The following is a 21,698-nucleotide window of genomic DNA, read 5'->3' on the forward strand; positions in this document are numbered from 1 at the left end:
CAGCGACACGGCAAATACTCCGCTGGGATGATCTTTTCCGTAAGTTGTTTCGCCGGAGCAAAGGATTTCGTAGAGTAGGGAGGCTAATACTGTCAGCCCTTGCTGCAACACTTTCTCTTATCTCATTCGTGCACTTTTTCTAAGGACCCGTGGGCATGCTTGTCACCCTTATACGGCGCTACTCCAAGCCGTATTTGCCGCAGATTGTGGCCGTGCTGATCTTTCAGTTGGCGTCCACCATCGCCACGCTCTACCTTCCCAGCCTCAACGCCAAAATCATTGACGAGGGTGTTTCCCGCGGCGATACCGACTTCATCTGGCAGACGGGCGCGCTCATGCTCGCCGTTGCCCTTGGTCAGGTGCTCGCTGCCATCATCGCCGTGTATTTCGGCTCCCGCGTTGCCATGGCGATCGGCCGGGACCTGCGCCGCAGCGTGTACCGGCAGGTCAGCAGCTTCTCTGCACAGGACGTCAACAAGTTCGGTGCCCCTACGCTGATCACCCGCGGAACCAACGATGTCCAGCAGGTTCAGATGCTGGTCCTCATGGGCCTGAACTTCATGGTGTCCACGCCCATCATGTGCATCGGCGGCATCATCATGGCCCTCCGCGAGGACCTCAACCTTTCCTGGCTTGTATGGGTTTCCGTGCCTGTCCTGGTAGCCGTGGTGGGTTACCTTGTGGTCCGGCTCATGCCGCTCTTCCGTTCCATGCAGACCAAGATCGACGCCATCAACGGAGTGCTGCGCGAACAGATCATCGGTATCCGCGTGGTCCGCGCTTTTGTTCGTGAACCCCACGAAGCCAAGCGCTTCGGCAACGCCAACGAAGACCTCACGGCCGTGTCCGTAAAGATCGGCAACCTGTTCGTCCTGATGTTCCCGGCGATCGGGATGATCCTCCACCTCTCGACTGCCGCCGTCTTGTGGTTCGGTGGCCAGCGCGTTGACTCCGGTGAGATGCAGGTGGGCGCCCTGACAGCGTTCCTGCAGTACCTGCTGCAAATTCTGATGGCTGTCATGATGGGCACATTCATGGCCATGATGATTCCCCGCGCCTCTGTCTGTGCAGACCGCATCGGCGAGGTGCTCGACGTCGAGCCTTCCATCCATAACCCCAGCGCGCCGGTGGTTCCGGCCGAGAAGAAGGGGCGGGTGGAGTTCCGCGACGTTACCTTCAAGTACCCCGGAGCCGAGGCTCCCGTGCTGAGCAATATCTCGTTCACTGCCGAGCCGGGCAAGACCCTGGCCATCATCGGTTCCACGGGTGCCGGCAAGACCACCCTGGTCTCGCTGCTCCCGCGGCTTTACGATGTCGCCTCCGGTGATGTACTGCTCGACGGCGTCCCTGTCACCGCCATGGATGCCTCGGAGATCACCAGCCGAGTATCGGCCGTGCCGCAGAAGCCCTACCTTTTCTCCGGAACCATCGAGCACAACCTCCGCTTCGGCAAACCCGATGCCACCGACGAGGAACTCTGGGACGCGCTGGAAACAGCCCAGGCCAAGGGTTTCGTGGAGGAAAAGTCCTCAGGTTTGAACCGACGCATCGCCCAGGGCGGAACCAACGTCTCCGGCGGACAACGCCAGAGGCTTTCCATCGCCCGTGCCTTGGTCACCAAGCCCAACGTCTACCTGTTCGACGACTCTTTCTCCGCCTTGGACGTCGCCACTGACGCCCGGCTTCGGAAGGCCCTGAAGGCCAAAACCCGGGATGCGACGGTCATCATTGTGGCCCAGCGCGTCTCCACCATCGCGGATGCTGACGAAATCCTTGTGCTGGATAACGGGCGCATCGTTGACCGCGGTACCCACGACGAACTCCTGGAGACGTCACCGACGTACCAGGAAATCGTTGAATCCCAGCTGAGCGTGGAGGAAGTGGCATGAGCGAGCAGAACCAGCAGAAGAAGCGTGGCTGGGCCGCCAAAGCCGAGGCCGCCAAGGATGCCAAGGCAACAGCCGAGGCCGAGGTGGCAACAGAGGTCCTGGACGACGACGACTTCGTAGAAGAGGAATACGTTCCTTCGGAGGCCGACGGCGGCATGTTCGGCGATGTTCCGGCCAAGAAAGCAAAGGCGTTCTGGCCCTCGGCCAAGCGCCTCATGGGCCTGCTGAAGCCAGAGAGCGTCGGCGTGTACATCGTGATCGGCCTCGTGGTGGTCTCAGTTGTCCTCAACGTCATCGCCCCCAAGGTCCTTGGCAACGCCATGGACGTCATTTTCGGTGGCGTCATGGGCAAGCAGATCCCCGAAGGGGTCTCCCAGGAACAGTTCGTCGAGCTGATGCGCCAGCAGGGGCAAGGCAACTTTGCGGACATGGTGTCCAAGATGGAGCTCACCAACGGGATCGATTTCCCCAAGCTGACGTTCCTGATTTCGATCGTGCTCCTGATGTACTTTGTGGCCAACATTTTCCTGTGGGCCCAAGGCTGGTTGCTCAACCGGATCGTCATGCGGGTCATCAAGCAGCTCCGCAACGATGTCCAGAAGAAGCTGAACCGGCTTCCGCTGAACTACTTCGACACCCGCCAGCGTGGTGACATCCTCTCCCGCGTTACCAACGACGTCGACAACGTCCAGCAGGGCCTGCAGCAGGCTTTCGCTCAGCTGGTCAGCTCCGTGCTGACCGTCCTGGGCATCACCGTCATGATGTTCATCGTGTCCTGGGAGCTGGCTTTGATCGCCCTGATCGCGTTGCCGCTCTCCGGCATCGTGGCAGGTGTCATCGGCGCGCGCAGCCAGAAGCTCTTCGCGGCACAGTGGAAGAACACCGGCACCCTCAACGGACAGATCGAGGAATCGTTCTCCGGGCACGACCTCGTGAAGGTGTTCGGCCGTGACGCGGACATGCTGGAGCGCTTTGACGAGAAGAACGAGGAACTCTACAAAGCCTCCTTCGGCGCGCAGTTTGTTTCCGGCGTGATCTTCCCGGCCATGAACTTTGTGTCCTACCTGTCCTATGTAGGCATCGCAGTGGTAGGCGGCCTTCGGGTGGCTTCGGGCTCCATGAGCCTGGGCGATGCCACGGCATTCATCCAGTACTCCCGTGAGTTCACCCAGCCGCTGGGGCAGATTGCCGGCATGGCGAACATGCTCCAGTCCGGCGTAGCCTCAGCCGAGCGTGTCTTCGAGTTCCTTGACGCTGAGGAAGAGGTAGAGGAGAACGGCACCCGCCACCTGCCCGCCAAGACCGACGGCCACGTTGAGTTCGAACATGTCTCGTTCAGCTATGTGGAGGACAAGCCGCTCATTGAGGATCTGTCCTTCGCTGCAGAACCGGGGCACACCGTTGCAATCGTTGGACCAACAGGTGCCGGCAAGACCACCCTGGTAAACCTCGTCATGCGTTTCTACGAGCTCAACGCCGGCCGGATCACTTTGGACGGTGTGGACATCAAGGACCTCACCCGTTCCGAGCTCCGGTCCAAGGTGGGCATGGTGCTGCAGGATGCCTGGCTCTTCGGCGGGACCATCTACGACAACATCAAGTACGGCAACCTGGACGCCACAGAGGACCAGATCATGGAAGCAGCCAAGGCCACCTATGTGGACCGGTTCGTCCGTGCACTGCCTGACGGCTACCAGACGATCATTGATGAAGAAGGAAACAACGTCAGTGCCGGTGAGAAGCAGCTCATCACCATTGCCCGCGCGTTCGTTTCCGATCCTTCCCTGCTGATCCTGGACGAAGCCACCAGCTCCGTGGATACCCGCACCGAGTTGCTGCTGCAGAAGGCCATGGCTGCCCTCCGCACGGACCGGACCAGCTTTGTGATCGCGCACCGGCTCTCCACCATCCGGGACGCCGATACCATCCTTGTCATGGAGAACGGCAAGATCGTCGAGCAGGGCAACCACGCCCGGTTGCTCGCCCTCCAAGGCGCGTACTACCGGCTGTACATGTCCCAGTTCGCGGGTGAGGAAGAGACCGCCGTGGACGATTCGACGGCGGTGCACAGCTGAGCACCGAAGCACTGACGGAGTCCGTGGCACCCCGGCGCATGGAGGTTTTAGTACCCATGCGCTGGGGTGACATGGACGCCTACGGGCACATCAACAACGTGCAGATCGTCCGGATGTTGGAGGAAGCCCGTATTGCGGCCTTCGGTCCACCCCGCGGAGCAGGCCTTCCCGGCGTAGAGCCGCCGGCTGCCCTGTTCAACGATGTCGATGAAGGCACCATGACCCTTGTGGTCGAACACAAGGTCCGGTACGTCAGGACCTTGGATTACCGCAACATTCCTGCCGTTGTGGAAATCTGGGTGGGGGCGATCAAGGGTGCAAGCTTCGATCTGCACTACGTCATCAAGGATCCCGTTACCCGGGAAGACTGCGTCAAGGCCACCACTCATTTGGCCTTCGTAGCTGAAGCCACCGGACGGGTCCTCAGGCTCACTCCGGAGCAAAAGGAAAAGCTCGGGCGCTATCAAGCCTGACGAGTTTTTGTACAGTTGATGCCCTTAAGGAGCCTTCTTAGGGGCATTACCTGTACAAAAACTGCGCGTAGAGTTTCAGCATGAAACTTGAAATTGCCGTGGTCAGTGCCGTCGGCGCAGGTGCCGCCGCTTCCGAGGGGGCGCACCGCGTTGAACTGTGCAGCAGCCTGGAACTTGGTGGCATCACTCCAAGCCAGGGGCTCATGGAGGCAAGCATGGAGCACGTCGATGGCCGCCTGGAAATCCATCCCTTGATACGTCCCAGGCCAGGAGATTTCCAATACTCGGCATCGGATGTGGACACCATGGTCCATGAGATCCGCCATCTGCTGGCACAGGGCGCCCACGGAGTGGTGGTCGGAGCTCTGACGCCTTCAGGCGAAGTGGACGTTCATGCGATCCAACGGCTCGTGGACACTGCCAAAGAGGCCAACCCTGCAGTGCAACTGACTTTCCACCGTGCCATCGACCAGTCCAAAGACCCCATAGCTGCGCTGGAGCGGCTGCTGGAACTGGGGTTCACCAGGGTGCTGACCTCCGGGCATGCGGCCACCGCGGGCGCTGGGCTGCAAACCTTGTCGGACATGGTCGAGCGGGCAGCGGGCGCCTTGGAAATCATGGCTGGCGGGGGACTGGCACTCGAAGACATCCCTGCCATGCACGCCGCCGGTCTCTCGGCCGTCCATCTGTCCGCCAAGAAGACCGTGTCCACCCCCGGGGAGGGAACCATCTCCCTTGGTGCCCAGGACGGGGCCGATCCTACCGCCTACACAGTCACAGACCGTGAAGTGGTCCGGGCCGCCAAAGCGATGGTGAACGCGCTCAACCTGGACGCCGGGATCTGAAGCCCGAGCGTGCGGCATTCATAGCCAAGGATGGATACGGCATGCGCCCCGCCGTATGAATCCCAGTAAGTACGCATCGCAATAACCCTTTACCGGGCCGCAGGAGGCCGGGATGATGTAAGGATTCACCAACTCGGTGAATACATCCCGGAAGCTACCTTCAGGAGTCCCAGCGATGCCGCTGCCCACGCCGGTTTCACCGGTTGTCATGCCCGCCCACCCACTTGCCGGAAGCAAGCGGACAACAGGCCACCCGGAGGTGGAATGCGGCATCGGGACGTGGGACCAATTGCGCTATGGAAACCACCGGTTCGTGATTGAAGTCCAGGAACGGGACCGGGACGAGCAAGGCGAAGTACCCGCCCGCCGGCTCCTGATTCCATGGCGTCGCCAAGACCAGGACCCATTATCGGTGGACGTCATCGTGATCTCGGAAAGAAGCGGGACCCGGGTCCGCAATGTGGTGGTCGAAGAAGCCACCCGGGAGGCGGGAACCATCGTTTTCGAGCCCACGGATGGTCCGGGGCTCTATTTCGTCTACTACCTGCCGTACGCCATGCTGGGGAAACCCCACTATCCGCAGGCGGAGTACCTCCCGTACCGGCCCTCGGCGGAGCCCGGGTGGGCGGCCGGCGTCGTGCCTTCGCCATGGCAGGCCGCCAAGGGCCCGATTCCCCAAGCAACTGTCCTTCGCTATGAGTCCGCGAGCCAGCGCGACTCGTTTGCCCCGATGAACTTCACTGCCCGCGCGGACGAGCTGGAACAACTGCACAACAGGCATGCCGGCAAGGCGTTCCTGCTGTTTCCGGAGGATCGGCTGAATCCCCTTTCCCCGCGGCGGGAGCTTCCGGCGCACTGGGTGATCAAGGGGCCGGCCCAAAACTTTCACGCGCTGGCCCAATGCGGGGAGGACTATGTAGTCCAGTTGGGGTTGTACGCGCTGGAGGACCTGGAAGGCGTCGAAGTGCAGGTGGCCTCTCCGGCGGGCGGACACTGCCTCAACACCGACGGCGTGGACCGGTTCGGCAAGCCGTGGCGAAGGACTCTGGATCTTCGGGCTGGGACGGTGCGCGCACTCTACGTCTTACTGCCTGTCCCCGAGGACAGTGCTGGAGGGCGCCACGAAGCGGTGGTCACAGTCACCGCCTCCGGTCACGCTGCCCAAGCTGTTGAGGTCTGCTTGGACGTTACTGCTGGGAACAAAGTGGCTGTTGCACGCGACGCTGCTGCAAGAGATGTGGCTGCTGCAAGCGATGTGGCCACTGCGGACAAGGTTGCTGCGGCGCACGATGTGGCTGCTGCGAGCGATGTGGCCACTGCAAGCGACGATGCTGCGGCAAGCGACAAGTACCAGCCAGGGGGAGGTTTCGGCGATCCGCGCTACCTGCGGCGCCTGGCCTGGCTGGATTCCAGTGTGGCCCAGGATGCCGGGCTGGTCCGTCCTTTCACCGCCATCACCTTGGACCGGGACAGCAGGACGTTGGGGATCCGGGGCAGGGTCCTGGAGTTGACGGAGTCGGGGCTTCCGGCGCAGGTGACGTCCACCTTCACCGCGGCCGTGACCGCAACGGACGGTCCCGGCGTCGGGCTTTTCACTAGCCCGATGCTGCTGGAGATCGACGGTATCCAGTGGAGTCACCCGCCGCTGACCTTCACGGAGGAGGGGCCCGGGAGGGTCTCGTGGCAGTCCACGTGGATGGGCGCAATAGACGGAAACCCTGTGTTGTGCCTGGAGCTGAAGGGCGTCCTCGAGGCCGATGGTGCGGTCTCGTACTCACTCCGCCTCAGGTCCCTGGGAACCCTGGAGGTGCCCGACGTCGGCCTGCGGCTTGCGTTTGATGAGGCTGCGGTTCCGCTCGCGATGGGCTTGGGAGTCCCGGGCGGGCGGCGTCCGGAATCCCTGGATTGGACCTGGGACGTTGCGGCGAGGAACCAGGATGCGCTGTGGTTGGGTAGCGTGAATGTGGGGATGCAGCTGGCACTGCGGGACGGCAACTACGAGCGTCCACTGAATACCAACTTCTACCTCGGGAAGCCGCTGGTGGAACCGTCGTCCTGGGCCAACCGCCAGGTGTCCGGTTCCGGCACCGCAGTCCGGGGAGGGGTCAAGCTTCGGACCCACGAGGGGACAGTGACCGTCCGTGCGCACAGTGGCGCGCGAACTCTGGCGGCCCATGAACCCCTGGACTTCGATTTCCGCCTGCTGCTGACGCCGTTCAAACCCATCCAGCCCGGCAACCACCTCGCCAAGCGGTACTTCCACCAACCGGCGGAGCCTGCGGACATCAAGGCGGCGGGAGCCACGGTGGTCAACGTCCATCACGCCACGGCACCGGCGCCATACATCAACGATCCGTTACTGACGCAGGACAGGCTCCGTAGGTATGTGGCTGAGTGTCACCGGCACGGACTCAAAGCCAAGGTGTACAACACGGTCAGGGAGCTCACTTTCCACAGCCCGGTGTTGTTGCCGTTGCTGCACCTGGACCATGAGATCTTCAGCGATGGCCCGGGCAAGGGGCACATCTGGTTGCAGGAGCATGCCGGCACTGGCTATGTGTCCGCCTGGTTTGCTCCCAATGTGGAGGACATCGCCGTGGTGACCACTGGCGAGTCGCGGTGGGAGAACTTCTACGTGCGGAGCCTGCAGGAGCTGGCCTCCGGCGAGGACGGGATTGACGGCATCTACCTGGATGACATTGCTTATGACCGGCATGCAATGCTCCGGGTCCGCAAGGTCCTGGAGCGGGCCTGCGAAGACCGCGGCGTGGACGGTCCGGAGATCGACCTCCACTCTGCCAACCAGTTCACGACACATGACGGTTACGCATCCTCCGCCAATCTGTACATGGAGCAGCTGCCCTATGTGGACAGGCTCTGGCTGGGGGAGTATTTCGACTACGACTCCACCGGTCCCGATTACTGGCTGGTGGAGCTCTCCGGAATCCCGTTCGGGCTGATGGGGGAGATGTTGGAAGGCGGCGGCAATCCGTGGCGTGGGATGGTGTTCGGCATGACGGGCCGGGCACCCGCCGTCGACAACCGTCCCCTCTGGGATTTCTGGGCAGAAACAGGGCTGGAGGGCGCGCAAATGCGCGGCTTCTGGGACCCGGACGCGCCGGTGCGGACCAGCCACCCGGACGTTCTTGCCACCTCGTGGGAGACCGCTCAAGGACTGGTGGTGGCGCTGGCGTCATGGGCCGGGGACACTGAGCAGGTGACGTTGATTTTCGACGACGACCACGCTGCCGCCGGCCCCGTGCATGCCCCGGCCATTCCGGGATTCCAATCCGCAGCAAGCTACGCCCCCGGCGAAGCCATCACCCTCCAGCCGCAGCGCGGCCTCCTCCTGACGATCGGATACTGACGTGAACACTGCCGCGAGCTCCAACCTCACCGTCACCACCATCACCTTGACCATGGCCGAAACCGGTCCGCTCAATCCCCTGCCCGTGGTGGCCGCCGAACTTGATCAGCCCTACACCGTGGGTGAGGGCGTGCCCGAGGAACTCCAGGCGTCGGCCCGCTACGGAGTGGTGCCCAACGTCTACCCCTATCTCATGCAGGACGGGTACAGCCGTGAGGCGGCACCCAGGGAAGTACCCGCCGTCGTGCTTGAAAACAGCAAACTCAAGGTGACAGTCATCCCTTCGCTGGGCGGCCGCATCTGGGAGCTTTTCGACAAAGCCACCGGCAAACAGCTCCTCCACACCCACAATGCTCCGCAGCTGGCCAATATTGCCCTGCGCAAGGCGTGGTTTGCCGGTGGGCTTGAGTGGAACATCGGAACCCGTGGACATTCGCCCACCAGCTGCGATCCGTTGCACACCGCAATCGTCCACACCGAGGACGGCAAGCACATCCTTCGCCTCTGGGAGTTTGAACGGCTGAGGGAAGTGGTGTTTCAGGTGGACATTTGGTTGCCGGAAGACTCAGCCGTTCTGTTCGCCGCCGTCCGGCTGCGGAACCCGAATGACCACGATGTCCCCATGTATTGGTGGAGCAACGCCGCCATCCCCGAAACGGAGCGCACCCGCGTGATCGCCCCGGCGGACGAAGCATTCGGCAGTGACTACACCACGGACATCACCCGCGTCCGGCCCACCAGCCATGAGGGGTACGACGGGACGTGGCTGGTCAACAGCCCTCACGCGGCCGACTTCTTCTTCGACATCGACCCCTCCGAACGGCGTTGGGTTGTGGCCGCGGACGACGACGGCGATGGGCTGGCGATGCTGTCAACGGGACTCCTGCGGGGAAAGAAGCTCTTCGTCTGGGGCCAGGGCCAGGGTGGGAAACGGTGGCAGGAATGGTTGAGCCCCGGAGCCGGACCGTACGCCGAAATCCAGGCCGGCCTTGCGCAGACCCAGTTTGAACACCTGGTGATGCCTGCCGGTGCGCAATGGGCGTGGGTGGAGGCCTACGGGAACGGACACCTGGACCCCGGGACCTCCCACGGTGATGATTGGGCCGCCGCGGTGGCGCACGCCGGCGAACGTTTGGAAGGGCTTCTGCCGCACGAAGAACTCGAGGCGATGCTTCCCGCAGCCATCGCCGATGCCGACGTCCCGCCGTCGAAAATGTTGCTGCACGGCAGCGGCTGGGGCGTGGTGGAGCGGGCCCGGCGGCTGAGGACCGGCAAAGGCTGGGTGGACGAGAGTGGAACACCGTTCGTGGATGAAAGCATCACGGGGGAGCAGGAACCGTGGCTGGGGCTGCTGCATGGAAAGGCGCTCGACGGCGCGCCCAGCTTCGTCGCCGGTACTGACTGGGAGGACTTGCTGGCAGGTCAGGACAGCCCGGAGGCGCGCTTCCACTTGGCCACCATCCAGCATGCCCGCCAGGACCTGAAAGGGGCCGAAGCCCTCTATGGGGAGGTAGTGGCGGCCAACGATGTGAGGCCGCGGACCAAGGCGCTTGCCCATCGGGGGCTGGGATTGGCGTTGCTCGCTGGGGGACAGGAAGCGGAAGGACTCGCGTGGCTTCGGAAGGGTGTGGCTGCCGACCCCGCCAACGCGTCCTTGCTCACCGAGGCTGTCACGCTGAGCATCCGGCACGGCGACCCGGCCATGGCGCTGGAACTGAACGACACCGCACCCAAGGAGGGCCCCGGCGTCGGACGTTTGCGGTTCCTGAAGGCATTGGCGCTCGCACGGACGGGGAACCCCGGCGGGGCAGCGGCGATCCTGCGCGAGGGTGTCGAGATTCCGGACCTCCGCGAAGGCGAAGATGCGATCTCGGCCTTGTGGCAGGAGGTTTGTCCGGGGGAGGCGGTGCCGTTCAGCTACCAATTCGGCATGCACTAGTCCCTTCGAGGGATAAAAAGTCCCGGGGATAGTGGGTTCCAGTGGGAATGCGCTATCCCCGCGGCCAGGTGGAAGACATTGGGCGGCCAGCAAAGATCACCCCTTGACGGGTGACGTGCGTCACTGTATGTTTACGTAAACCTCTTCTATGTTCACGTAAACATGAACGGATTGGATTTAGACAATGTTGTCGAGCTCGCACGCATCGTCGCGTCATCGTTTAATCGCGGCCCTAGCGGCTTCAACCCTCGCACTGGGCACCCTGCCACTACTAGCCTCGCCAGCCTCCGCTGCTGAGGATCTTGTCCTGACCCCCAACCCCGCACAGGCCGGGCCGTCGTTCAAAGGCTGGGGCACCAGCCTGGTCTGGATGGCCAACGCCACAGGCCAGTACCCGGAAGCCATCCGGAACGATCTGATTGACAAGGTCTTCGGTGACGACGGCCTGAACCTCAACATCGCCCGCTACAACGTGGGTGGCGGCAATGCCACTGACATCCCCGACTACCTCCGTCCGGGTGGCGCCGTTCCCGGCTGGTGGAACCCGAATACGGGCCTCTCTGACCAGGCCGGGCCGATCACCACCAACTACGCTGATCGGGACCGTTTCCTGGCCGCGTGGACCGGCGAGAACGACTCCGATTACAACCTCGACGCCGATGCCTCCCAGCGCGCCTGGATCGCGGCCATCAAGGACAAAGTCACCACGTGGGAGGCCTTCAGCAACTCCCCGCCCTACTTCATGACCGAAAGCGGCTACGTCAGTGGCGGTACGGACCCCAACGCCGACCAGATCAAGCCCGCCGCCATCGATAAGTTCGTCAATTACGTCAAAAAGGTAGCGGAACACGTCGAAGAAACTGAAGGCATCAGTTTCGACACGATCAACCCCCTCAACGAACCCAACACCAACTACTGGAAGACCACCTTCGGTGGCAACGGGCTGCCCAATGGGGGAGGCCAAGAGGGTGCTCACGCAGGCCCCGCCCTGCAGTCCCAGGTGCTGACCGCCATGGCTGCCGAGCTCGCCGAGCCCGGCACCGCCACTGAGGCCAAGGTCTCCGGTCCGGATGAGACGTCGCCGAGCCGCTTCCTGGAAGATTGGAACGGCTGGACTCCGGAAACCAAGGAGGCTGTCAGCCAGCTGAACGTCCACACCTACTCCACTGGCGACCGCCTCGCGGTTCGCGACATCGCCAAGGCAACGGACAAGCCGCTGTCCATGAGCGAAGTCGAAGGCAACTGGGGCGGTGACTCCTGGAACCCGGAAAGCATCGAAAACGGTCTGGGCATGGCCACCCGCATAACAGATGACCTCCGTGAGCTCGATCCTGAGTCCTGGGTGCTGTGGCAGCCGGTTGAAGACCTCTACAACATGGAACTGGGCGAGAAGAAGAACTGGGGATCCGTCTTCATCGACTTCGACTGCAACGCCGACGGCGACTCCGTGCGGCGTTTGGCTGCAGGCGCCGCAGATCCTTCGTGCCGCACCACGGTGAACTCGAAGTACAACACCATCCGCAACTTCACCCATTACATCGCACCGGGTGACCGGATCATTCCCACCAGCGACGGCAAGACCACATCTGCGCTGAAGGCCGATGGTTCCGGCCTGTCGATGGTGCACACCAACGATTCCGACCAGGCCAAGACCATCAAGGTGGACTTGTCCAAGTTCGCAACGATCGCCGCTGGTGCAACGGTTACCCCGGTGGTGACCACCCAGTCTCCGTCCGGCGACCCGACGGCCAACGCACTTGTCAGTGGTGCCGCCGTGGCCGTCGACGCCGGAACGCGCTCGGCGACGCTGACTGTTCCTGCCAAGTCCGTCACCACCTTCGTGGTCAACGGGGCATCCGGCGTCGCTGCCGATGCGCCGGCGGTACAGGATGGACAGTCCTACAGCTTCGTTGGAGTTCAGAGTGGCCGCGCAGTTTCGGCTTCGGACGGATCTCCCAAGACGGTGCTCTCTGATTCGGTGGCTGGCGGCAATCAGGTGTGGAAGGCAACCCTCATCGCTGATGAAGACGGCACCACCCGTGACCGTTTTGTCCTCAGGCTCGCCGATGGCCGCGCTTTGGCCGCTGATTCCAATGGCACCACGCTGCGCAGCATCACCGATGAGGAAGCCCGCACGGATAGCTCGGCGCAGTGGTTGTTCAGCACCACGGACGGTAGCTCGTTCAGCCTCCTGAATGCTGGCCTTCACCAGGTCCTGGACGTCTCGAACAACTCCACGCACGAAGGTGCTTGGATCGGGCTATGGACCTCCAACGGCGGGGCCAACCAGACCTTCACCCTCCGGAACGCCAGCGAGGGCACCGGCTACAACAGCTTCCGGCCCGGCCAGGACTGGCGGGACAACAACGGCAATCTGATCCAAGCCCACGGTGGTCAGGTGGTCACGTCCAAGGATTCCGCCGGCAAGACCATCTACTACCTGTACGGCGAAGACCGTACCAACGGCTACCACTCGGCACCGGGCGTGCACGGCTACAGCTCCTACGATCTCTATAACTGGAAGGACGAGGGAGTTGCGCTGAAGACGTTGTCCTCACGCGGGCAAATCGACTCGGATCCGTACTTCCAGAACCTGTACTCGGGTTACACCACGGAGCAGAAGGACGCCGTCTACCGTGACCTCGGTACGGTTCCTGTGAATGGCCAGACCCCGCCGATCCTTGAGCGACCCAAGGTCATCTACAATGCTGCCACCAACAAGTGGGTCATGTGGGTGCACGCTGACGGACCGTCGTCGTGGTCTACCGCTCAGTACGCCAAAGCCAACGCCGGCGTAGCAATCTCCGATTCGCCCTTCGGGCCGTTCCGGTACATCGACAGCTACCGCCTTCACAAGGCAGCGGCCGGCGATCCCACCAACAAGGCTCCGAATAACCCGGGCATGGCCAGGGACATGAACCTCTTCGTGGATGACGATGGCACGGGCTACATCATCTACTCCAGCGAAGAAAACGCCACCATGTTCATCTCCAAGCTCAACGCTGACTACACCTACCTGTCCGCTTCGCCGGACACCGCGTTGGAGGGTGTGGACTTCCGGCGGGCCTTCGTCAACCAGTCCCGTGAATCACCGGCCATCATGAAATACAACGGCCGCTACTTCATCATCTCTTCGGGAACCACTGGTTGGTCGCCCAACCCGTCACGGTACGGCACGGCCACCAGCATCCTGGGGGAGTGGACCGACAAGGGAGATCCGTTCAGCAGTGACGTGTCCTGGAACTCCAACAACTCCCAGCCGTCCTCGGTGATCCCCGTAGACCCGGCTAACGGCAAGTTCATCTATATGGGTGACCGCTGGAACGGCGGATCGGACCAGGCCCTGGCCACGGCACCCATGGTGTGGATGCCTATCCAGATGGGCGAAGGCGGCAAGACCCTGGCAGTGAAGGCCCCGTCTGAGTGGAAACTTGAGGACCTCGACGCGAACGCTGCATGGGACGTCTCAGGTGTTCCTGCCAGCCTGGCTGTGGGCTCAACCTTCAGTGTGAACTCCGTGACGGTCACCCAGAACGGGCAGAGCTCCACCCAGCCGGTGACCTGGCAGGTCAGTGGCAACACGAACACCGTGGGCGTCATTACTGCCACGGGCACGCTTCCCGGCTTCGGTAACCGGACGTTCACCCGGACCATCCCGGTGGTTCCGGATGGTGTTCAGTACGCAGTGAATGCCGGTGGGCAGCAGACCGCTGACTGGACCGCCTTGAAGGCAGCGGCAGCCCAGGGCGGTCCTGTCCTGAACAGTGCAGCGGACCAGCCGTTCGGTGCTGACCCGGTCACGGGCAAGAGCTGGGGTTATGAAAGTGAAGGCAGCGGCGTGACAGGCACCGCTGATGACAACATCTTCACCACCCTCCGTTACGCAGCAGCTGGCCGGGACCTGAGCTACAAGTTCAATAATCTGGCTCCGGGTACCTACACGGTTTACGCCGGTTACTACGATCCGTGGGCCCAGTGGGATGACCGCGGAGCGAAGGTCACCGTCAACGGTGCAGTGGTTGAGGCTGATCACGACTACAGCGGCGACTACCAGTCCGCGGCCTACCAGAACGTCACGGTGGGCACGGACGGGAAGCTGACTTTCTCGCTGAGCCCCACCCGTGGTCCGGATGTGCAGTTGAGCTGGCTGATGATCGCCAACCCGGTGCTCACCGAGACCGCACCGCAGTTGAAGGTCACCGCAGTGGCAAGCACCAAGTGTGTTGCCGGCAAGGTCACCGTGACCGCGCAACTGACGAACAACGACACCAAGTCGGTTCAGGCTACCTTCACGTCGGTCTACGGAACCAAGACCTTCGCTGAGGTCAAGCCGGGCAAGAACGCGCTCCACGCCTTCAGCACCCGTGCTGCTTCGGTACCAGCAGGCACCGTGGCCGTTGAAGCCAAGGCCACAGTGAACGGACAAGCCGTGACAGTGACAGCGAACGCCGCCTACAACGCAGCATCCTGCAACTAACCTGACGCTGGTGGCCCGCCTGATTGGCGGGCCACCAGCCTCTTTAGCCCCCAACCTTCCCGGCTGAATCGCCGGACCTTCGTGAAAGAAGCATGAAAAGTGAACCGACATAAATTCCTGGCCCGAGGCGCAGCCATTTCGACTGCAACGGCATTGTTGCTGGGTGTCGCCGGAATGGCGATGGCAGACCAGAACCACGGCGATCAGGACGTCGATGTCAATGTCGGCATTACCGAAATCGTAGACGGCGGTGTGTTGGCCATGAGCGTGGCGGGCACCGCCACGGCCCTGACTGAGGATGGCTCCACACCCACGGTGCGGCAGTTCAAGGGCACCCTGCCTACCGTGACGGTGACAGATACCCGGTCCCCGGATGAGATCCCTGCCGGTGCCGGCTGGTACGTGCTGGGTACCTCAACCGATTTCGCCGGCGGCGCGGGACAACCTGCCATAGGCGCCTCCCACCTGGGCTGGGCACCGAAAGTCATCGACGGCGGCGCGTCCGGTCAGGTAGCCGAAGGCGACCAGGTGAACACCTCGATGGATTCCGGCGCCAACGCAGTAGGCCTGGTGGACCAGGAACTGCTCGCGCTGGCTTTGGATTCGGGAGCAATTGCCACTGAAGGGCAGTGGACAGCCAACGCTGACTTGTTCATGAAGACGCCTGCAGCCGTGGCGCCGGGCGACTACACCGCGAAGCTCACTCTGTCCCTGTTTGAATAGATGCGCCGGAGGTATCTTCATCCTATGAGGCTCCCAATGCTGGGGCGGGCCGGTCGTACTGCCCCAAGGCGGCTTGTCGTGGCCATGTACCTTGTGGCATCTGTAATCTTTGTCAGCGCCGCTTTTGCGCCGGCCGGCTTTGCCACCACCGGTGATCCCACGGCAAGTCCGGTCACGTGGGCCGTGACTCCCGCGGATGCTACCGGCCCTGACGGCCGCTCGTGGGTGGAACTGGAACTCGATTCCGGGGTGAGCGTGGATGAATATTTGGCGGTCAGAAACCTCAGCGACAGGGACGTCACTTTCTCTCTCACTGCGGCTGATGGGTACTTCACTCCGGCCGGCCGCTTCAACATGCTCCCTGGCGACAAACAGTCGGTAGCTGCAGGTACCTGGATCTCCATGGACAAGACGGTCACCGTAGCGGCGGGAAGTACCGCCGTGGTGCCGTTCACGGTGACGGTCCCGGACAACGCGACGCCAGGCGATCATGCAGCGGGTATAGCTGCCTCGATCTATTCACAAGGTGGCTCGGACGGGACTCAACTGGGCGTGGAGAGCCGCGTCGGGTTCCGGGTCATGACTCGGGTAAAAGGCGAGGTAAAACCCGCGCTGAGCATGAAGGCAACCGCTAGCTACGATACGTCGTGGAATCCCTTGGAACCCGGATCTGCGGACCTCACGGTTGACCTAGAGAACACGGGCAACGTCCGTTTATCCGTGGACCCTTCCACTATGGTGAACGACGCCCGGTGGCCGGCCGCTGGGACCGACGAAGCCCGAACTCTCGAATTGCTGCCCGGAGACCGTCGATCCGTCAGCATCCACGTCCCTCAGGTGTGGCCGCTGGGCATGATGACCTTGCCAGTGACGGTCTCGCAAGGGGTGATTGCCCCTGACGGTGCCACTCAGACGCTGGACCCGGTGTGGGAAAATGTGGCGCTCTGGGCGATTCCGTGGCCGCAGCTCGCCGTTCTTGTTGCTTTGTTGCTTCTGTTTGCGGGTCTCTTCCGGGGGCGCAAGCGGCGGAAGAAGGAGCTGGTCCGGCTGGTGGAGGAGGCCCGCGAGGCCGGGCGTCGGGAAGCGGGAACCCCCTGATATCGGGGGTGCTTGCCGCGCTCCCGTAAAACTACCGGAATGCAGCAGAAATCCCTTGTCAAACCAACGATGTTTACGTAAACTTCTTGCAACTCAATGTTTACGTGAACATCCACAAGAATGTTGATTAGATCCGGCGACTTTCTGCTTCCACAGGCCCACACTTGAGCTATCTCACGGTGCGCATCCGGATGTTGGACAGTCTCACGAAGAACCACGATCCAAAGGAGTAATCATGGCTGTAAATCTTGGCCCGTTCCAGGCGGCGGAAGGCGCCGGTCCAGGACGGCGAACCTTCCTCAAGACACTTGGAATTGGCGCCGTCGCCGCCTCCGGCATCCCTTTGCTGTCAGCATGCACGGGTGGTTCCGGACCCGCGCCTGGTGCTTCATCAAAAAGCCTCACCTTCGGCTCGGGTTCATCGGACGAAGTTCCCCGCGCTGCCTACAAGGCAGTAACGGACGCCTTCACCAAAAAGTCGGGCTTCGACGTGGTGACCAACGTGGTTCCCCACAACGACTTTCAGAACAAGATCAACTCCTACTTGCAGGGCAGCCCGGATGACTCCTTCACCTGGTTCGCCGGTTACCGCATGCAGTACTACGCCGAGAAGGGCCTGCTAGCTCCCGTCGACGACGTCTGGGAGAAGATCGGCGGAAACTTCTCCGACGCCATCAAGAAGGCTTCCACCGGTCCTGACGGAAAAATGTACCTGGTTCCCAACTACAACTATCCATGGGGCTTCTTCTACCGGAAGAGTCTCTGGGCAGAAAAGGGCTACGCGGTTCCGGCCACTTTCGATGAGCTGACAACCTTGTCGGCCAAGATGAAGGCCGATGGCATCATCCCGATCGGCTTCGCCGACAAAGACGGCTGGCCGGCCATGGGCACCTTCGACTACATCAACATGCGGCTCAACGGGTACCAGTTCCACGTAGACCTTACTGCCCACAAGGAAAGCTGGGATCAGAAGAAGGTCAGCGACGTCTTCGATACCTGGAAAGCACTCCTGCCGTTCCAGGACCCCGCAGCACTGGGGCAGACTTGGCAGGACGCAGCCAAAGCCCTCGAGGCCAAGAAGACCGGCATGTATCTCCTGGGCTCATTCGTGACACAGCAGTTCACGGATCCCGCAGTTCTGGCGGACATCGACTTCTTCCCGTTCCCCGAGATCGCCATGGAAGGCACTGACGCCGTTGAGGCTCCGATCGATGGCCTGCTGCTGTCGAAGAAGGGTGGCGAGAATCAGGCAGCCCGCGACTACCTTGCCTTCATGGGAACTCCTGAGGGCCAGGACGCCTATGCGGCCGTGGATACCTCCAACATCGCAACGGTGAAGGGCGCTGACGCGTCCAAGTACTCTGCTTTGAACAAGAAGTGTGCGGACACCATTGCCAACGCGAAGTACATCAGCCAGTTCCTGGACCGCGATGCGTTGCCGGCCATGGCCAACAACGTCATGATCCCGGCTCTTCAATCCTTCATTAAGGATGGAAGCGTCGACGTGAAGAATCTGGAAGCGCAGGCAAAGTCGCTCTACGCGGCCCAATAGCGCAGGACTGCCCTGGATCTACGGTTGCTGGTCAACCGGCCAGGCTTCCCGAGCAAGGGTCGGCCGCGGGTCGCACCGCGGCCGGCCCCTGTGCGACGAATACCAAAGGAATTCCCATGAGTACCACAGCCGAAAAACCGGCCTCCCCGAACAGTGGGCCCCCTGCAGGGGGCGCCCAACGCGGGGCAGCACACGCCTCGCCGGCAACTGCCGGAAGAAAGCGCAATAAGTCCAGGAAGGTTCGCCGCCTGAGCCGCAGGGACAAAATCGTCCTTGGCATCATGGTGGGCCTTCCAACGCTCATTCAGCTGCTGTTCGTTTGGTTGCCCACCCTGGCCTCAATTGGGCTGAGCTTCACCCGATGGAACGGGCTGGACTTGGCAGACATCAAGTCTGCCGGGACGGAAAACTATGAGTTCATCAGCCAGAACTACCCACCGTTCTGGCCGGCCATGCAGCACAACGTGCTGTGGCTGGCTTTCCTGGCCCTGATTGCAACGCCGCTGGGCCTTCTGCTCGCTGTGCTCCTGGACCAGAAGATCCGGGGAAGCAAGATCTACCAAAGCATCTTCTTCACGCCCGTCATGCTCTCCCTGGCATTGATCGGTATCATCTGGCAGCTCTTCTACAACCGCGACAGCGGTCTGCTGAACTTCCTGCTCGGTACGGCCGGCACGCCCCAGGCCGTGGACTGGTTCGGTGATTCGAACGTCAACATCTGGGCCGCCATGATCGCAGCTACGTGGCGCCACGCAGGCTACGTCATGATCCTTTACTTGGCTGGCCTGAAGGGTGTTGACCCCGCCCTCAGGGAAGCAGCGTCGATTGACGGCGCAAATGCTGTCCAGACCTTCTTCCGAGTAGTCTTCCCCGCCATGCGCCCGGTCAACATCGTGATCGTGGTCATCACCATCATTGAGTCCCTCCGCGCTTTTGACATTGTCTATGTCATCAACCGCGGCACCAACGGGCTTGAACTGCTCAGCGCCCTGGTGATCCAAAACCTGATCGGTGAAGGACAGGTGATCGGCGTCGGTTCAGCATTGGCCGTGGTACTGCTCGTGATTTCCTTGGTACCGATTGTCTTCTACCTCATCCGCACCTTCGGCAAGGAGAAAGAGGCATGAGCACCATCGCCCGTACCCTTCCAGTCCAGAACGGCAGGACCGGCAAGACCGGCAAACGCCACTATGGCACTCACATCTTCCTCATCGTCATGGCCGCCATCTGGCTTGTGCCGCTGCTCTGGTCGCTCTATACGGCGCTCCGTCCCAAAGAGGACACCGACAAATACGGCTACTTCAGCTTCGGCGGCAGCTTCGGCTTCGAGAACTTCGTCCAGGCGTGGAACCAGGGAGGATTCTCGAAGTACTTCCTTAACTCAGTCCTGATCACCGTTCCCACCGTCCTGCTGACGCTTCTCTTCGCGTCCATGATGGCTTTTGCAGTATCGCGGGTGAGCTGGAAGTTCAACATCACGCTGCTGATCATGTTCACCGCCGGCAACCTCCTGCCACCGCAGGTCCTTGCAGCACCGCTGTTTGAGATGTTCAAACATGTTTCCCTGCCGTACTCCATCAGCGACTCCGGTAACCTGCTCAATACCTACATAGCTGTCATCATCGTGGACACTGCTTTCCAGATTGGCTTCTGCACCTTTGTGCTCTCCAATTACATGAAAGCCCTGCCGCAAGACCTGACGGAAGCTGCGTTGGTGGATGGCGCTGGAATCTGGCGGCAGTACTGGAACATCATCATGCCACTCTGCCGTCCGGCACTCGCAGCACTGGGCACGCTTCAAGTCATCTTCATCTACAACGACTTCTTCTGGCCGTTGCTGTTTATCCAGAGCGGTGACAGGCTCCCGATCACCACCGCTATCAACAACCTTCAGGGCCAGTTCCTGAGCAACTACAACCTGATCGCGGCCGGTGCCATGATCACCTTGATTCCCACCATGATCATCTACCTGGTCCTGCAACGACAGTTCGTGGCCGGGCTTACCCTGGGCGCAAGCAAGGGGTAAGCAGTATTGAACGGTGTAGCTGCGGAGGAGGGCTAGCCCTTATCCGCAGCTACGCGCTTTTTCCGGGCAGGTGGCCTTGCGCTGGCAGGGGGAGCGGCAGTGCTCTTGCGCACCACCATGCTGGTAGGCACCGTGGTGAAATCGTCCACCGAACCGGTGCCGGCAATCTGCTGAAGCAGGTTTTCGATGCTCAGGCGGCCCACGGCGTAGAAATCCTGGTGGATGGTTGTCAGAGGCGGCCAGAAGGAGGTGGACTCGTCCAAGTCGTCGAATCCCACAATGCTGACATCGTCCGGGATGCTCCGTCCTTGTTCGTGCAGAGCCCGCATTGCCCCCAGGGCCATTTGGTCATTGGCGGCAAAAATGGCGGTGACATCCGGGTTGCCCGCAAGCTCCAAGCCGATTTGGTAGCCGGATTCTGTGGACCAGTCGCCATGGAGGACCGGGGGAGCCTCAATCCCGGCTTCTTCCAATGTCCGCTGCCATGACTCTTCCCGGTGCGTCGCCGAGAAAGAGGTGGTGGGCCCACCGATATGCCACACCTGTTGGTGGCCAAGGTCCAGAAGGTGCTGGGTAGCGAACCGTGCACCCTGGGCCTGGTCGGTATCCACCATGGGATAGCCGAAACCGGCATTGGAATCGATCACCACTGCCGGGAGGTCCTCAGGAAGAGATATGTCAGCTTCATCCAGGAGGTGGGCCTCGAAGATGATCACCACACCGTCCACTTGCTGTTCGCGCAGTCTTTCGTAAGCCCCGGACACGGTTCCGGTAGTGGGATCCTGCACGGGTATGAGCGTCACTGAATAGCCAGCCCGTGAGGCAGCGGTCGCAATGGCGTCCAGGGTGCGCATGTTGCCGAAGCTGGAGAGCGTGAACATGACGACGCCGATGGATTTGAACTGGCCGCTCTTCAGTGCACGCGCGGCTCTGTTGGGCCGGTAGCCAAGTTCCTTCATTGCATCGAGGACTCTGTTCCTAGTGGATTCTTCGACGTTGGTGAGTCCGTTGGAAACCCTGGAAACCGTTTGTGCGGACACGCCTGCGGCCTTTGCCACGTCCCCAATGGATGGGCCCCTGGCGGCGCGCTTCTTGGCCGCGAGCTTCCTGGACTGCTTGGACTCTCCCGCCGGAGCCTCGATGCTTGTGTTCTCCTGATCCATGTTCACCTAAACAAAGGTACTGTCACTTTCAGTCCTGTTTGCGTAGATATTTCCAAATGTTGCCCAAAAGG

Annotated in this window: 13 protein-coding genes; 12 read left to right on the forward strand and 1 reads right to left on the reverse strand. The window is 61.7% G+C overall.

Going from position 1 to position 21,698, the window contains the following annotated elements:
- Positions 1–155: 155 nt before the first annotated feature.
- From LDN85_RS05445 to LDN85_RS05500, 12 genes are all read left to right on the forward strand, one after another.
- Positions 156–1,889: an ABC transporter ATP-binding protein gene (locus tag LDN85_RS05445; RefSeq protein ID WP_026543169.1), complete on the forward strand. Its 1,734-nt coding sequence runs from the start codon at positions 156–158 to the stop codon at positions 1,887–1,889.
- Positions 1,886–3,964, forward strand: coding sequence for an ABC transporter ATP-binding protein (locus LDN85_RS05450; protein ID WP_026543168.1), 2,079 nt, complete (start codon positions 1,886–1,888; stop codon positions 3,962–3,964). Before LDN85_RS05445 ends, LDN85_RS05450 begins: the two co-directional genes overlap by 4 nt.
- A gap of 56 nt (positions 3,965–4,020) precedes the next feature.
- Positions 4,021–4,437, forward strand: coding sequence for a thioesterase family protein (locus LDN85_RS05455; RefSeq protein ID WP_091551047.1), 417 nt, complete (start codon positions 4,021–4,023; stop codon positions 4,435–4,437).
- Positions 4,438–4,517: 80 nt separating this feature from the next.
- Positions 4,518–5,282, forward strand: coding sequence for a copper homeostasis protein CutC (locus LDN85_RS05460; protein WP_223944797.1), 765 nt, complete (start codon positions 4,518–4,520; stop codon positions 5,280–5,282).
- Between the two features lie 175 nt (positions 5,283–5,457).
- A complete protein-coding gene (locus tag LDN85_RS05465; RefSeq protein ID WP_223944798.1) occupies positions 5,458–8,649 on the forward strand; it encodes a glycoside hydrolase domain-containing protein in 3,192 nt (1,063 codons plus the stop codon).
- Between the two features lies 1 nt (position 8,650).
- A complete protein-coding gene (locus LDN85_RS05470) occupies positions 8,651–10,588 on the forward strand; it encodes a DUF5107 domain-containing protein (RefSeq protein ID WP_223944799.1) in 1,938 nt (645 codons plus the stop codon).
- 184 nt (positions 10,589–10,772) lie between these two features.
- Positions 10,773–15,065: a glycoside hydrolase gene (locus LDN85_RS05475; RefSeq protein ID WP_081733445.1), complete on the forward strand. Its 4,293-nt coding sequence runs from the start codon at positions 10,773–10,775 to the stop codon at positions 15,063–15,065.
- A gap of 99 nt (positions 15,066–15,164) precedes the next feature.
- Positions 15,165–15,788, forward strand: coding sequence for a hypothetical protein (locus LDN85_RS05480; protein WP_026548075.1), 624 nt, complete (start codon positions 15,165–15,167; stop codon positions 15,786–15,788).
- Positions 15,789–15,872: 84 nt separating this feature from the next.
- On the forward strand, positions 15,873–16,886 hold the full coding sequence (locus LDN85_RS05485) for a hypothetical protein (RefSeq protein WP_223945424.1): 1,014 nt from the start codon (positions 15,873–15,875) through the stop codon (positions 16,884–16,886).
- A gap of 235 nt (positions 16,887–17,121) precedes the next feature.
- Positions 17,122–18,438 carry an extracellular solute-binding protein gene (locus tag LDN85_RS05490; protein ID WP_026543161.1) on the forward strand — a complete coding sequence of 439 codons (1,317 nt, stop codon included), beginning with the start codon at positions 17,122–17,124 and terminating at the stop codon, positions 18,436–18,438.
- Between the two features lie 116 nt (positions 18,439–18,554).
- Positions 18,555–19,565 (forward strand): sugar ABC transporter permease, encoded by a 1,011-nt coding sequence (locus LDN85_RS05495; protein ID WP_223944800.1) that lies wholly within the window; start codon positions 18,555–18,557, stop codon positions 19,563–19,565.
- Positions 19,562–20,464, forward strand: a complete 903-nt coding sequence (locus LDN85_RS05500) for a carbohydrate ABC transporter permease (protein ID WP_026543159.1) — start codon at positions 19,562–19,564, stop codon at positions 20,462–20,464. The genes LDN85_RS05495 and LDN85_RS05500 overlap by 4 nt, the downstream gene beginning before the upstream one ends.
- A 32-nt stretch (positions 20,465–20,496) precedes the next feature.
- Here the strand turns inward: LDN85_RS05500 and LDN85_RS05505 are convergent, their stop codons facing one another.
- On the reverse strand, positions 20,497–21,627 hold the full coding sequence (locus tag LDN85_RS05505) for a LacI family DNA-binding transcriptional regulator (RefSeq protein WP_081733444.1): 1,131 nt from the start codon (positions 21,625–21,627) through the stop codon (positions 20,497–20,499).
- Positions 21,628–21,698: the final 71 nt, after the last annotated feature.

It is taken from the genome of Arthrobacter sp. StoSoilB20 (assembly GCF_019977295.1).
GTDB lineage: Bacteria > Actinomycetota > Actinomycetes > Actinomycetales > Micrococcaceae > Arthrobacter > Arthrobacter nicotinovorans_A.

Bases quoted from the DNA above. Each gene is read 5' to 3' on its own strand.
- LDN85_RS05490 (WP_026543161.1), top strand. From the start codon at position 17,122: ATGGCTGTAAATCTTGGCCCGTTCCAGGCGGCGGAAGGCGCCGGTCCA.
- LDN85_RS05455 (WP_091551047.1), top strand. From the start codon at position 4,021: ATGCGCTGGGGTGACATGGACGCCTACGGGCACATCAACAACGTGCAG.
- LDN85_RS05465 (WP_223944798.1), top strand. From the start codon at position 5,458: ATGCCGCTGCCCACGCCGGTTTCACCGGTTGTCATGCCCGCCCACCCA.
- LDN85_RS05445 (WP_026543169.1), top strand. From the start codon at position 156: ATGCTTGTCACCCTTATACGGCGCTACTCCAAGCCGTATTTGCCGCAG.
- LDN85_RS05450 (WP_026543168.1), top strand. From the start codon at position 1,886: ATGAGCGAGCAGAACCAGCAGAAGAAGCGTGGCTGGGCCGCCAAAGCC.
- LDN85_RS05475 (WP_081733445.1), top strand. From the start codon at position 10,773: ATGTTGTCGAGCTCGCACGCATCGTCGCGTCATCGTTTAATCGCGGCC.
- LDN85_RS05495 (WP_223944800.1), top strand. From the start codon at position 18,555: ATGAGTACCACAGCCGAAAAACCGGCCTCCCCGAACAGTGGGCCCCCT.
- LDN85_RS05485 (WP_223945424.1), top strand. From the start codon at position 15,873: ATGTACCTTGTGGCATCTGTAATCTTTGTCAGCGCCGCTTTTGCGCCG.
- LDN85_RS05460 (WP_223944797.1), top strand. From the start codon at position 4,518: ATGAAACTTGAAATTGCCGTGGTCAGTGCCGTCGGCGCAGGTGCCGCC.
- LDN85_RS05505 (WP_081733444.1), bottom strand. From the start codon at position 21,627: ATGGATCAGGAGAACACAAGCATCGAGGCTCCGGCGGGAGAGTCCAAG.
- LDN85_RS05500 (WP_026543159.1), top strand. From the start codon at position 19,562: ATGAGCACCATCGCCCGTACCCTTCCAGTCCAGAACGGCAGGACCGGC.